At 67.4% G+C, this 13015-nt stretch carries 14 protein-coding genes; 4 read left to right on the top strand and 10 right to left on the bottom strand.

From position 1 onward, the window contains the following. Positions 1–3 precede the first annotated feature (3 nt). Positions 4–1239: a sensor histidine kinase gene (locus AC13F7_RS14675; RefSeq protein ID WP_483001710.1), complete on the top strand. Its 1236-nt coding sequence runs from the start codon at positions 4–6 to the stop codon at positions 1237–1239. Beyond that, positions 1236–1838: a response regulator transcription factor gene (locus AC13F7_RS14680; protein WP_123731154.1), complete on the top strand. Its 603-nt coding sequence runs from the start codon at positions 1236–1238 to the stop codon at positions 1836–1838. Before AC13F7_RS14675 ends, AC13F7_RS14680 begins: the two co-directional genes overlap by 4 nt. A 37-nt stretch (positions 1839–1875) precedes the next feature. On the opposite strand, the gene AC13F7_RS14685 is transcribed toward AC13F7_RS14680, so the two are convergent. The 10 genes from AC13F7_RS14685 to AC13F7_RS14730 all read right to left on the bottom strand — a co-directional run bounded on the left by AC13F7_RS14685 (position 1876) and on the right by AC13F7_RS14730 (position 10561). After that, positions 1876–2436: a cytochrome b gene (locus AC13F7_RS14685; protein WP_483001712.1), complete on the bottom strand. Its 561-nt coding sequence runs from the start codon at positions 2434–2436 to the stop codon at positions 1876–1878. Next, the gene (locus AC13F7_RS14690) at positions 2433–3545 is read right to left on the bottom strand and encodes a catalase family peroxidase (RefSeq protein ID WP_483001714.1); all 1113 of its coding nucleotides are present in this window, start codon (positions 3543–3545) and stop codon (positions 2433–2435) included. The genes AC13F7_RS14685 and AC13F7_RS14690 overlap by 4 nt, the downstream gene beginning before the upstream one ends. 168 nt (positions 3546–3713) lie before the next feature. After that, positions 3714–5081 (bottom strand): leucyl aminopeptidase family protein, encoded by a 1368-nt coding sequence (locus AC13F7_RS14695; protein WP_483001716.1) that lies wholly within the window; start codon positions 5079–5081, stop codon positions 3714–3716. 28 nt (positions 5082–5109) lie between these two features. Continuing rightward, positions 5110–5820 (bottom strand): HAD family hydrolase, encoded by a 711-nt coding sequence (locus AC13F7_RS14700; RefSeq protein ID WP_481469343.1) that lies wholly within the window; start codon positions 5818–5820, stop codon positions 5110–5112. A gap of 64 nt (positions 5821–5884) precedes the next feature. Continuing rightward, a complete protein-coding gene (locus AC13F7_RS14705) occupies positions 5885–6361 on the bottom strand; it encodes a hypothetical protein (protein WP_483001719.1) in 477 nt (158 codons plus the stop codon). Between the two features lie 85 nt (positions 6362–6446). Further along, a complete protein-coding gene (locus AC13F7_RS14710; protein ID WP_483001721.1) occupies positions 6447–7538 on the bottom strand; it encodes an AI-2E family transporter in 1092 nt (363 codons plus the stop codon). Between the two features lie 136 nt (positions 7539–7674). After that, positions 7675–8151, bottom strand: coding sequence for a protein sip-5 (locus AC13F7_RS14715; RefSeq protein WP_483001723.1), 477 nt, complete (start codon positions 8149–8151; stop codon positions 7675–7677). Continuing rightward, positions 8148–8648, bottom strand: coding sequence for a phage holin family protein (locus AC13F7_RS14720; protein ID WP_483001724.1), 501 nt, complete (start codon positions 8646–8648; stop codon positions 8148–8150). Before AC13F7_RS14720 ends, AC13F7_RS14715 begins: the two co-directional genes overlap by 4 nt. A gap of 8 nt (positions 8649–8656) precedes the next feature. Continuing rightward, the gene (locus AC13F7_RS14725; protein ID WP_019185548.1) at positions 8657–9022 is read right to left on the bottom strand and encodes a hypothetical protein; all 366 of its coding nucleotides are present in this window, start codon (positions 9020–9022) and stop codon (positions 8657–8659) included. 111 nt (positions 9023–9133) lie between these two features. After that, entirely contained in the window at positions 9134–10561 is a 1428-nt protein-coding gene (locus AC13F7_RS14730) for a Do family serine endopeptidase (protein WP_481469352.1), read from the bottom strand. A gap of 567 nt (positions 10562–11128) precedes the next feature. Between AC13F7_RS14730 and AC13F7_RS14735 the strand changes: the two genes are divergently transcribed. Both AC13F7_RS14735 and AC13F7_RS14740 read left to right on the top strand, forming a co-directional pair. After that, positions 11129–12130, top strand: coding sequence for a histone (locus tag AC13F7_RS14735; protein ID WP_483001726.1), 1002 nt, complete (start codon positions 11129–11131; stop codon positions 12128–12130). 190 nt (positions 12131–12320) lie between these two features. Then, on the top strand, positions 12321–13013 hold the full coding sequence (locus tag AC13F7_RS14740) for a hypothetical protein (protein ID WP_483001728.1): 693 nt from the start codon (positions 12321–12323) through the stop codon (positions 13011–13013). Positions 13014–13015: the final 2 nt, after the last annotated feature.

The following is a 13015-nucleotide window of genomic DNA, read 5'->3' on the forward strand; positions in this document are numbered from 1 at the left end:
GGCATGATCGCGCCTGTTCGCTCTGCCTTGGAATTGTCCGTGTCCTTCAGTCGGCTCGCCCACTTGCTGCGCCCTGCGCCGGATTCGGCCGTGGCCGAGAACCTGCGGCGCGGCAAATCGCCGTGGGTGGACGCGATCCACCTGCTGTGGACGCTATGGGTGTTCCTGACACCGCTGTTCGGCAGTGGCTACACCTGGCGTTGGGCGGCCCTGACCCTGCTGACCTACCCGGTGTTCCTCGCGCTTTACGCCGGTGTGCTGCTCGCCCCGCGTTGCCGCGCACCGCGCTATGCGCTGTCCATGGTGGTGCTGGGGCTGGTGCCGCTGGCGTGGTACCCCTCGGCGGTCAGTTACTTCATTTTCGGCTGCGTCACCCTGCGCGTCTCGCGCCGCAGTGGCTATGGGCGCTATCTGCTGCAACTGGTGGGGTTGAACGCGTTGTTCGTGGTGGTGGGTTTGTTCGCCCACTATCCGTGGCAGGCGCTGATCTGGATCCCGAGCATGGCGATGATCATCAGCCTGGTGGTCAATTTCGAAACCGCCAGTCATGAACAGGATGCGGCGCTGCAGCTGTCGCAGGATGAAGTGCGTCGGCTGGCGGCGACCGCCGAACGCGAGCGCATCGGCCGCGATCTGCACGATCTGTTGGGGCATACATTGTCGTTGATCACGTTGAAGCTGGAACTCTCGCGCAAGCTGGCCGACCGCGATCCAGCCGGCTCGCGCCGCGAAGTGGACGAGGCTGAAACGATCGCGCGGCAGGCCTTGGCGGAAGTGCGCAGCGCCGTTACCGGTATCCGCGCGAGCGATCTGGCGGCCGAACTCGCCTCGGCCCGGCTGCTGCTGGAGTACCAGCACGTGCACCTGCATTACGCGCCGCCGCCACCGATGCCGGTCGATACCGAGCGTGCGCTGTCACTGGTCCTGCGCGAGGCGGTCACCAATGTCGCCCGCCATGCGCAGGCGCGGCAGGCGTGGATCACCTTCGAGCAGGACGGGCGCAGTCTGTTGATGCAGATCCGTGACGACGGGCGCGGCGGCGTCCACGTTGATGGGAACGGACTGACCGGCATGCGCGAACGCGTCGCTGCACTGCGCGGCACCCTGGCGCTGCAGTCGGCGAAAGGGGAGGGCACCTGCGTGACGGTGCGGGTCACCTTGCCTGCCGCGACCATCGCCGTGGCGGCGCCCGGGCAGATGCCTGCAGCGCCGACGGTGCCTGCCGGAGGCGCGCCATGATCCGCATCGTGCTCGCCGAAGACCAGGCGATGGTACGTGGCGCGTTGTCAGCGCTGCTCGGGCTGGAACCGGATATCGAGGTGCTGGGCAGTGCAGCCGACGGCGAGGCCGCGTGGCGGATGCTGCAGCAGTTGCAGCCGGACATACTGGTCACTGATATCGAAATGCCCGGGCTGTCCGGGCTGGAACTGGCGCAGCGGATCGCCCGCCAGGGCCTGCCGATCAAGGTGGTGATCGTCACCACGTTCGCGCGCTCGGGCTTCCTGCGCCGTGCGCTGGATGCGGGTGTCTGCGGGTATCTGCTCAAGGATGCCCCGGCCGAACGCCTGGCCGATGCGCTGCGCCAGGTGCAGCACGGTGGTCGCGCGATCGACCCGCAACTTGCGCTGGATGCGTGGTCGCAGGCCGATCCACTCAACGACCGCGAGCGTCAGGTGCTGCGCCTGTCCGGTGACGGCCGCTCGGCCAGCGAGATCGCCACGCAGTTGGGGCTGTCGCACGGCACGGTGCGCAACTACCTGTCCGAGTGCATCGGCAAGCTCGGCGTGGCCAACCGCATCGAAGCGTATCGGCTGGCGCGGCAGAAAGGCTGGTTGTGACGCGGTCGGTGGCTACCGGGACGCCAGGCAGCCTGCTTCATCCGGCATCGTCGTTGCGCCCTTTCTGCGGCCCCTTCGCCATCGCCTGGAACACCCCATCGCGGCGCACCCACAGGTGGAACAGCGCCGCCGACAGGTGCATCACCACCGTGGCGAACAGCACATAGGCGAGCAGGCTGTGTGCATTGCGCAGGGCGGCATACAGCGCCGGGTTGTGCGGCAGGATCGCGGGCAGGTGCAAGCCGCCGCCCATCACGATCGGGTAGCCGCCGGCAGAGAGCATGCCCCACCCCACCAGCGGCATGGCCAGCATCAGCCCGTACAGCACCCAGTGCGAGGCATGCGCGGCCGCGGCCTGCCAGGCGGGCAGGTCGGCCGGCAACGGCGGTGGGCGATGCCGCAGGCGGTTGTACAGGCGCACCAGCACCAGCAGCAGGATCGCGATGCCCAGTGGTCGATGCAGATCGATCAGCATCGGCCGCCAGTGCAGCGACGCGACCATGGTCACGCCGACGAACAGCATGGTCAGGATCATCGCCGCCATCAGCCAGTGCAGGACGCGTGCGAGGAGATTGAAATGGCCAGCGTCACGGTTCATCGCGCACCTTCCTTGCCCGTGGCGGCGGGCGCTTTGCCGCTGGCGATCTCACGCTCGCGGCGATTGAACGATTGCGAATACACCGCCGAGCGTGCGGCCAGGATGGGGTCATCCGTGCCGGCCACGCCGCTGGGCAGGATCAGCGGATCGTAGTTGAGGTCGCGGCAGGCACCCGTGGCCTGCGGCTGCATGCTGGTCAGGGTCAGCGTGCCGGCCTTTACCTGGCGGCGATCCTCCGCCCACACCTGCGAGGGATCATTGATCGGGTCGCCGTCGTTGGCGATGGTCACCCACATGTCCCAGCGCACCGGGCCCTGTGCCAGCCGCTGCGCAAACTCCTCGCTGAGGAAATCATCGTCGGACTGCGCGCGCTGCTCCGGCGTCATGTCTTCGAACGGCGCCTGCGGGCGCATGCTCCAGCGCACGAAGCGATGGCTGCCATCGGCGGCGGTGAAGCGGAAACTGTTGACGCCGTTGTAGGCGGTGTTGGCCCAGCTGTTCGACCACGGTGCCGTCTTGGCCCACTGCTGGAAGGCCCGCGCGGACGGGTACTTTTCCAGCACGGCGGCCATCTTCGCCGGGTCCGGTTTGCCGGTGGCCGGGTCCGGCGCGCCGGCGCGGGTCTGCTCCAGGAAGGCCTCGGCGGTGGGCACCGCGAAGAACGGGAAACTGTTCATCGCCATGCGCCATTCCTGGCCATCGTCGCTGACCAGCTGCAGCGCCATGCTGCGCACGCGGGCCTTGTTGTCGGCGCCATGCGGGTCACCGCCGCCGATCGATAGGCGGCCCAGTACCGGTACCTGGCGCTGGCGGAACACGCGTGCCGAGCTCAGTGCCGCGCCTTCCGGCGTGCCCTGGAACACACCACTGACGCAGACGCCCTTGGTGTGGGCGCGACGGAAGCCGGGCTGCGGTGGCCCCGTCGCCTCGATGGCATCGGTGAAGGTCTGCGCGGTGACGCGGTCGCGGCCGATCCAGCCGGCCAGCCAGGCGAAGGCCAGCACCAGGCCGCCGGCGATCAGGGCGATCAGCGCGATCCACAGCAACGGTGAGGGAGGGCGTGGGCCGCCCGGTTCGCGACCAGCGCGGGTATAGCCGAAAAGCGACATGTCCGGATTCCTGCCTTCACGATGCGTGTGGGTGGGCGACAGCGGGCATCGTCGCAGAACACGGCGCAAGCCGATATTCACATTTTCGACAACTCTTCAAAAACGACGATCCCCGCCGGGGCGGGGATCGTGGGGAATAGCGGATGCCGGGTACTACCCGGTGCAGCCTCAGGCGTAACGCGTCTTCAGCATCGCCCACGCCGAACGCAGCGCCAGCGCTTCGCCACCGGCCGGGCGGCCCGGGCGCTCGCCGTCGTTCCAGGCGTATACGTCCAGGTGTGCCCAGGTCTGGCCTTCGGCGATGAAGCGCTCCAGGTACAGCGCGGCGGTGACCGAGCCGGCCATGCGCGAACCGGCGTTGGCCAGATCCGCGATGTTGCTGTGCAGGTAGCGCAGGTACGGGCGCCACAGCGGCATGCGCCAGACCGGATCGCGCACCGATTCACCGGCCTGCAGCCACTGCTGGGCCAGGGTGTCATCGTTGCTGAAGAGCGCCGGCAGGTCCGGGCCGAGCGCGATGCGGGCCGCGCCGGTCAGGGTGGCGAAATCGAGGACGATCTCCGGCTGCTGCTCGCTGGCATAGGTCAGTACATCGGCGAGAATCACGCGTCCTTCGGCGTCGGTGTTGTCGATCTCGATGCTCAGGCCCTTGCGGGTGGCGATCACTTCGCCCGGGCGGAACGCATCCGGACCGATCGCGTTTTCCACCGCCGGGATCAGCAGGGTCAGCTGCACCGGCAACTGCTGGGCCATGATCAGCCCGGCCAGGCCCAGCGCGTGCGCGGCGCCGCCCATGTCCTTCTTCATGTTGCGCATGCCATCGCCCGGCTTGATGTCCAGTCCGCCGGTATCGAAGCACACGCCCTTGCCGACCAGCGCCACATGCGGCTGGCCTGCAGTGCCCCAGCGCAGCACGATCAGGCGCGGCGCGCGATGCGAGGCGCGGCCCACCGCGTGGATGGACGGGAAGTTCTGCTCCAGCAGCGCATCGCCGGTGATCACCTCGATCTGCGCGCCATGGGCGCTGGCCAGTTCGCGCGCGGCGTCTTCCAGCTGCTGCGGACCCATGTCTTCGGTCGGGGTGTTGACCCAGTCACGCACGCGCAGGCTGGCGGCGATCACGTCGCGCACTTCAGCCGAGGGCGTGGCGGCCAGCTGGGCCGGCGCACGGTTCGGTGTGCGATACCGCGCGAAGCGGTAGCTGCCCAGGCCCCAGCCGAGCTGCAGCAGGGTCTCGATCTCCGGTGGCAGTGCATCCGCCAGCGTCCAGACGGTGCCTTCCGGCAGCGCGAATGGCGCATGCGCGTAGCTGTAGACATCCCCCGGGTCACCCACGCCGACGATGGCGCCGGCCAGGCCGTGCTCGCCCGGCAGCAGGACCACACTGCCACCGCTGCCGTTGAAGCGCTGCGCATCCAGCCATGCGCCCAGCGCGTCGGACTGCTGCGCGCGCCAGCCGGCGTATTGCTCGCGGGTCATCACGTGCAGCGGCAGGGCGTTGCGCGTCTCGGAAGTGAAACCGTTGATCTGGGACATGGGACTCGAATGCTCCTTGGGCGGCGGCTTACGCGTGCTGGGCGGATGCGTTCGCATCCAGCCAGTCGGCCAGCCCGGTCAGGGTGTCGAACTGCAGATCGGGCTGCAGTGAGGGGTGGTTCCAGGTGTGCTCTTCGCGGTTGATCCAGCAGCCGCGCAGGCCGGCCTGCATCGCCCCGACCACGTCCATCTCGGCGTGGTCACCGACGTGCAGGACCTGGGCAGGCGCGACGCCGAGGCGGTCGCAGGCGGCATGAAAGATGCTGGCGGCCGGCTTGGCGGCACCGTGCTCGCGCGAGCCGAGCTGGAAGGTAAAGTGGTGGGACACGCCGATCCGCTGCAGGTCGGCATTGCCGTTGCTGAGGGCGGCGACCGGCACGCGTGCGGCGATCCGGGCCAGCGCCTCCATCGCATCCGGGTAGAACTCGACCTGGTTGCGCGCGGCGTAGAACGCCTCGTAGGCCGGCTCCAGCAGCGCCGGATCGGCGCCGCTTTTCTCCAGCGCCTCGCTCAGCGTCAACCGGCGCAGCGCGCTCAGGTCGTAGTGCAGGTGCGGGTTGTCATGGAAGGAGCGCTCGCGCAGTTCGCGCATCGCCGCCACCGGGTACATCGCGGCAGTGGCGGGGCTGTGCTGGAGCATCCACTCGTACAACACCTGGTCGATGCGGGCGCCGATGGGGGCGAACGGCCACAAGGTGTCGTCGAGGTCGAGGGTGATGGCTTGGACGGGGAAATTCACCCCGCCATTCTACGCCTGCGCGCGCGGGCTTTCATGGTGCGCGCAGGCAGCGCAGGGCAGTGCTTCAGCGCAGGTCGTAGGAACAGGTGATGGCTGCCTGGCCCTCGTCCTCCCGCACGCTGAGGTCATGGCGGCCCACCTCCAGGGTGTAATCGCCGGCTTCGTTGCGCGGGATCTTCGCCAGCGCTGTGATCTGGTCGATACCGGCCGTACTGAAGTACGCGGTGTAGCTGTCAATGCCGTCCTCACCGCTGGCGCCGTCATACAGGTGCAGGCGGTTCACCGGCTGGCCCAGCACGGACAGTGGCGTGGTCAGCGCATACTCGCCATCGGACAGTTCGCCATACGCCTGCAGCTCGGTCGGCTTGAGCACCTTCGCCAGCGCGGCGAACTGCGCAGGCGTCAGGTGACGTTTGCAGGTGACCGCCTCGATCAGCTGGCGGCTGGCCACCTCGGCGCTGGGCGGGGGGGCGGCCAACGTCGGGGCAGCGAGGGTGACAAGGCCGGCGAGGGCGAGGCAACGGCTAGCGAAGGAAGACATCAGGGCCGGGATCCATCCGAAAAGGTGCCGGTATTCTGGCAGCACCGGGGATCGCGCGGCCAGCCGTCTCCTTGCCCTGAACTGCTTATTCCAGCAGCTTGGCCCAGCCCTGGGTGCCATCCAGCCGCGCCAGCACCAGCTTGATGCAGACCAGCAGCGGCACCGCCAGCAGCAGGCCGATCATGCCCCACAGCCAGCCGAACACCATCAGCGCCAGGATCAGGATCAGCGGCGAGATCGCCATCTGCCGGCCAAGCACGATCGGCGTCACCACCTGGCCCTCGATGGTATGCAGCGCGAGATAGCAGGCCGCCGGCAGCAGTGCCTTGAAGGGATCACTGAACTCCACGAAGCCCATCAGCAGCATCAGCGCCACGCCGATCAGCGGGCCCACATAGGGCGCGAAGTTCAGCAGCGCGGCCACGGTGCCCCACAGCAGCGCCTCCTGCAGCGAGATGCCAAGCAGCAGCAGGATTCCGGAGAACACCAGGCCGACCAGCGTGTTGATCACCGTGATGGTCAGGACATAGCGGGACACCTCGCGCTCGATCGAGCGCAGGATGTCCGTGGTGAACCGTTGCTGCTGACGGCTGGGGAACAACGCGATGGCGTGCTTCTGCAGGCTCTGCCCGTAGATCATGAAGAACAGGGTCAACAGCACCACCGCCAGCACCGAGGCGGCCAACCGGGGCGCCCGGGTCAGTACCTTGTAGGGATCATCAAGCTGGGTGCGCACGATCTGCACCCGGCGGCTGCCTTCGCCACCGGCCACGCGCGCGAAATTCTCGGCCGCCTGGTTGGCCCGCTGCACGGGCTTGGTCAGGTTCTGCACTTGGCGGGCGACCTTGCGCAGCTGCTGCGGTGCTTCCTGGGCCCACTCCATTGCCGGGCCGACCAGCTGCACACCCAATGCGGCGGCGCCACTCAAGCCAATGCCAAGCACCAGTACCGCGCCAAGGAAGCGGGGAATCCAGATTTTCTGCAGCATCCGCAGGATCGGGTTGCCGACCAGCGCGAAGAACATCGCCAGCAGAATCGGCAGCACCACGTCCTGCGCGGCCCACAAGGTGAAGGCCACGGCCAGTGTGGCCAGGATCACCAGCGACATCGGGGCGCGCGGACGCGGCGGGGGCGGTGCGACGACGGCTTCGGCGGAAGGAGGAACCGGAACGCTCATGCGGGTCGCAGGTGGGAAAGGAGCGCCATTATTGGGCAAGCCGGGTGCGCGTGGCGTGTGGGGGGCGTGCAGATGAAGAAAGGCCCCATGGCGTGCGCCGCAGGGCCTTCAGAAGATGCGTGTGACCGCGATGCGATCAGCGTTCGGACAGGTCCGTGGCGGCCTCGGCAGGCTGCGGCTGGTTTGGCGACGCGGATTCGGCGCGCCGTTGCGGGCTGAGCCGCGGGGTTGCTGGGCCCGCTGCTGCCGGCGCAGCCTGACGGGGCACTTCATCGGCCGCGTCATCCACTTTGTCGGCGGCCTGTTCGGCGGTATCGGCCGCTTCACTGGCCTGCATCGAGGCAAATGCCGCCTGGGTACTGGCAACCAGATTGGACACAGAGCCGATCATCTGCAACCAACGCGCGCCCTGCACTTTCGCGCCGAGACCGGTCGGTTCCAGTTTGCCGGCCAGGAAGCCGCCGGCCAGACCCACGGTAATGATACGCAGCGGTGTCCAGCCAGTACGCCAGACAGTGCTGAGGGTAGACCAGCTGCTGCGGGTTTTCTCCACCCGCACCGCCACCACCAACTCCGCACGCTGGACACGTTGACGCAAGGCTTCGAAGTTCATCGCTTCACCCCGGTGGTATCCACGTCGGCATCAGGATCTTCTTCGCTGGGTTCGTCATACAGGCCCAACCGCGACAACTGGCGGCGGGTGGCATGCATGCCGGTATGGCGGAAGAAGAACGACACCCGCCACATCGAATAGCCGGTCACCAGCAGGCTGACGATCGAGGTGATCAGCAACGAATGGAACCAGGACAGGCCCCAGCGCTGCATCAACGCGATCAGCGTACCGGCCAGCAGCAACCAGGCCGATGCACCGAATACGATCGCCACCCCGGCCCAGGCCAGCGCCCGACCAAACGCGCTGCGCGCCAGTGCGAAGTCGGCCGAGGCCAACCGCCGCAGTGAGCGCAGCGTGTGCTTGGCCGAATCGACCGTCTCACGGCCGGCCTCACCGACCTGGCGGATGCTCTCGTCCAGGCGGGGTGCTTTTTCACCGCTGTCCGGTGGCGGGGTATCCGCGCCACCGGAGGCGGTCGACTGGGCTTGATCGCTCACGCCGCTGCTTACTTGTCGCCGCCGCTGCGGGCCAGCTTGGCGATGATCCAGCCAGCCGCGAAGGCCACGCCGAAGGAGGCCAGCGGACGCTCACGGATCAGCTCGGCGGCGCTGTCGACCAGGTCCTTGCCCTTGTCCATCAGTGCATCAACCTGTTCCTTGGCGGCGGCACCACCGAACTCGGCTGCGGCCAGGCCGGACAGCGCGGTATCGGACAGCTCGGCCTTGACGTTGGCCTTGCCGATGCGCAGCTCGTCACCGGCAGCACCGGTGGCGCCCTTGATGGCACCGCCGGCAGCGGTGGCGGCCGACTTCAGGTGCGAGCCGGCTTCGCCCAGGTGTTCCTTCAGGTTCTCGGTATTGGTGGGGCTCATCGTGTATCTCCTGCTGTGCGATGGGGAAGGTGACCGCGGACGATCCGACGGCAACGAACACAAGGTAATAGCACCGGCCGGGTGTAAGCGACGTTACGGCTGCTCGCGCGTTCAGCGCATGACCAGCTGGCCCCCGGTGTTTCCACGGATGATCCTTACCACCAGCTGTGCCGGGCGCTGCTGGAAGTTGGCGCGCCAGCTGGCGAGATCGGCAAACTCACCCGCCGTTGCCGCGGTGATCACGTCACCCTGCGCAAGACCGGAGTTGGCCGCACGGCTGCCGCGCTTGACCTCACTGACCAGCACGCCACTGACGCCGGCCTGGCGCAGCGACTCGGGCAGATCGACAAATGTGGCGCCGCCCAGGCGCGGGTCCAGCGACTCCCCGGTGACCGCGCGCGCCTGCTCCTTCAGCGTGGCCTTGATCTGCAGCGGCTTGCCCTCGCGGCGCACGTCCAGGGTCAGCGTACTGCCGACCGGCTGCAGGCCTTCCACGTTGTGCAGCGCCTGCGCGCTGTCCACGCGCTGGCCGTTGGCCGACACCACCACATCGCCCGGCTTCAACCCGGCAGCGGCTGCACTGGACCCGGCCAGCACGCGGGTGACCAGCGCGCCGCGTGTCTCGGTCAGGCCCAAACCCTGCGCGATCTGTTGGGTGAGGTTCTGGCTCTCGATGCCGAGCGTGCCCCGCACCACCACCCCGTGCTTGACCAGTTGGTCGACCACGTCGCGTGCCAGGTTGGAGGGAATCGCCAGGCCCAGGCCGATGTTGCCGGCCATGCTGCCCTGCGGATTGAAACTGGCGGTGTTGATGCCAACCAGCTGCCCCTGCAGATTGACCAGCGCACCGCCGGAGTTGCCCGGGTTGATCGAGGCATCGGTCTGGATGAAGTTCTGGTAGCCCAGCCCGCGGATGCCGCTGCGGCCTACCGCCGAGACGATGCCGGAGGTGACCGTCTGGCTGAAACCGAACGGGTTGCCGATCGCCACCACGAAGTCGCCCACGCGCAGCTGCGCGCTGTCACCGAGCTTGATCTCGGTCAAGTTGCCGGTCGGAATGCGGATCAACGCGACATCGGTATCGGCATCGGAGCCGATGAATTCCGCCTTGACCGTCCGCCCGTCGGCCAGGGTCACCTGCACGTCGTCGGCGTTGTCGATGACGTGGTGGTTGGTCAGCACCAGGCCTTCGGCGGCATCGATGATCACCCCCGAGCCCAGCGATTCGTTGATGCGTTCCTGCGGCACTTCCGGGAACAGGCGGCGGAAGAACGGGTCGTTGAAATAGGGGTTGCGCACGCGCACCACCTGCTTGGTGTTGACGCTGACCACCGCCGGCATCACACGGTCCAGCATCGGCGCCAGCGAGGGCACAGGTTGCCCGGCGACGGCTGCGGGCAGCGCGGCCGCGCTGGGAATCGTGTACGCGGCCGGCGCCGCTTCGGCACGGTTGTCCAGGTGCGCGTTGATGGCCGTGGCGGTGAACCCGCCGAAGGCAGCGGCGAGGGCGAGCGTGAGCAGGGTCGGGAGCGGTCGCATGGTCCGGCGGTTCCGTGTCGGAGAGGGCGGGGGCAGGGGAAACACGTATACGGTAATTCAACCTGAATGAGTGTGTCCGCACCCGGTTAAACCCCGGATGAAATTCACTACGTCCTCGGCTTCGCGGTGGGGTTGCCCAGGCGCGCGCGGCGGTGCCGATGCGGCACATGGTGGGGCACCAGGGAGGGCGCCAGGGAGGGCGCTGCGGTGTATCCGGCGCAGCCACATCGCCCCTTGATCATGCCTCTTCAGGGCATGCCCGCGTCATCGAAACCAGCGCAAAAACGGCGTGCGAGGGTGAGGAATGGATCGAGTGCGGCGACCAATCATCGGTTCGTTGGATGCACCCCGCATGCGCATCGAGGCATATCGTGCGCGTCACGTTCTGGAACGCCACTGCTGTTTTCAAGGGGTTTCGTGCACGCGACCGGTGCGTTGCTTGCTGCCGACGATGACAGTGCTACTGTCGGCTTGGCACGAGCATCGCATCAAGACCGTTCCACGATGGACCGCGCCGGTATAGCATCGCCAGCGATTTGACTAACCAGGCCCCTTAGGAGGCACTCAATGAGCAACGGTAATGGTGTGACCACGGTTCTCTCGCAGACCGTCGAAGATGCAAAAGAAACCGCCACCAATGTGGGCGAGACCATCGCACACGTTGCGGAAGATGCAGTCGCTTCGGTGAAGAAGACCGCCAAGCGCGCACGCAAGGCCGCCACCCAGGTCGCCAAGGTCAAGAAGGCCGTGACCAAGGTCGAGAAGACCGTCGCCAAGAAGGCTGACAAGGCCGCCAAGTCGGTCGGCAAGACCCTGGCCACCGCCAAGCAGAAGCTGGAAGCGGCCAAGAAGAATGCCAAGGCCGAAGCCACCGCGATCAAGAAGCAGGTCGCCAAGAAGAAGGCCGCCGCTGAAAAGGCTGTGACCAAGACCACCAAGGCTGCCGGCAAGAAAGCCACGACTGCCAAGAAGGCCGTGACCAAGAAGGCTGCCGCTGCCAAGAAGACCGTGACCAAGAAGGTCGCCACCGCCAAGAAGGCTGTCGCCAAGAAGACCGCGACCGCCAAGAAGGCCGTGACCAAGAAGACCGCCGCCGCCAAGAAGACCGTTGGCAAGAAGGTCGCCGCTGCCAAGACCGCTGTTGCCAGGAAGTCGGCGACCGCCAAGAAGGCCGTGACCAAGAAGACCGCAGCGGCCAAGAAGGTGGCTGGCAAGAAGACCGCCGTCGCCAAGAAGACCGTCGGCAAGAAGGTCGCCACGGCCAAGAAGGCCGTTGCCAAGAAGTCGGCCACCGCCAAGAAGACCGTGACCAGGAAGACCGCGACCGCCAAGAAGGTGGCCGGCAAGAAGACCGCCGTCGCCCGCAAGTCGGTTGGCAAGAAGGTCGCCACCGCCAAGAAGGCCGTGACCAAGAAGACCGCGGCCGCCAAGAAGACCGTCGGCAAGAAGGCCGCTACCGCCAAGAAGGCTGTGGCCAAGAAGGCCCCGGCCCGCAAGGCCGCCCCGGCCAAGCGTGCTGCCGCCAAGCCGGTTGCCCGCAAGGCACCGGCCAAGCGCGCCCGCAAGTAAGGCGTTGTAACGTGCTGCTCCTGCCTGAGGGCGGGAGCGGCATGGTGGGGTCGGCCTTTGCCCGCCCGCTGTCGGCATCCCCGGTCGAGCGCATCGCGTCACGTGCGATCAGAGTCCCGGACTCTGCCCTCACCATTACCTTCCTGCGTCTCTTGCTAACCTGATCGGCAGACGTTCACGGAAAGACGCAATGCGCGGTCTCGACTTCAGTTCCTGGCAGGCCATGCTCTCCACCCTGGTCGGGTTGGCGGTCATCACCTTGATCGGCGTCGGCATCCGGCTGATGGTCATGCAGACCATGCAGCAGCGCCGCGAGCGCGAGAACCGGCAGATCAACGAGCGGCTGCGCACGCTGATCGCCGCCTACAAAGTCCTTGGCGGATCGTTCACCGGTACGCTCGACGTCGACCCACGCCATCGCCGTGATGTCCGCGCACTGCCCGACGGGAGCGAACAGGGCGATGTGCTGCACCTGCCGGCAGAGGGAGAGAGCGGGGGCGAACGCGCGCGCCGCATCCGTGATGCAGTCGAAGCAGCCCTGTCGGACATCATCCTGCTGGGCACCGATGAGCAGGTGCGGCTTGCCGCACACGCGGCCAACGAGATGGCCCAGGGCCGCGTCGTTCCCACGGCCGACCTGGTGGTGTCGCTACGCGATTTCATCCGTCAGGCGTTGGACCTGGATCCGATTCCGGCCTCGGTCACCATTCCGCGGCAAGGCCCGGCACGGCCCTCGACCGGTGCGAAAGGCAGGGGCGATGCGGGTGACAAGGGCGGTGACAAGGGCGGCGGCAAAGGCGGCGGCGGAGGCGGTGGTATGGGAGGAATGGGCGGTGGTGCTATGGGGGGAGCGGCGGACGACACCGCCGATGCCCACCGCTGAGC

This window comes from Stenotrophomonas sp. K-6, assembly GCF_056861555.1.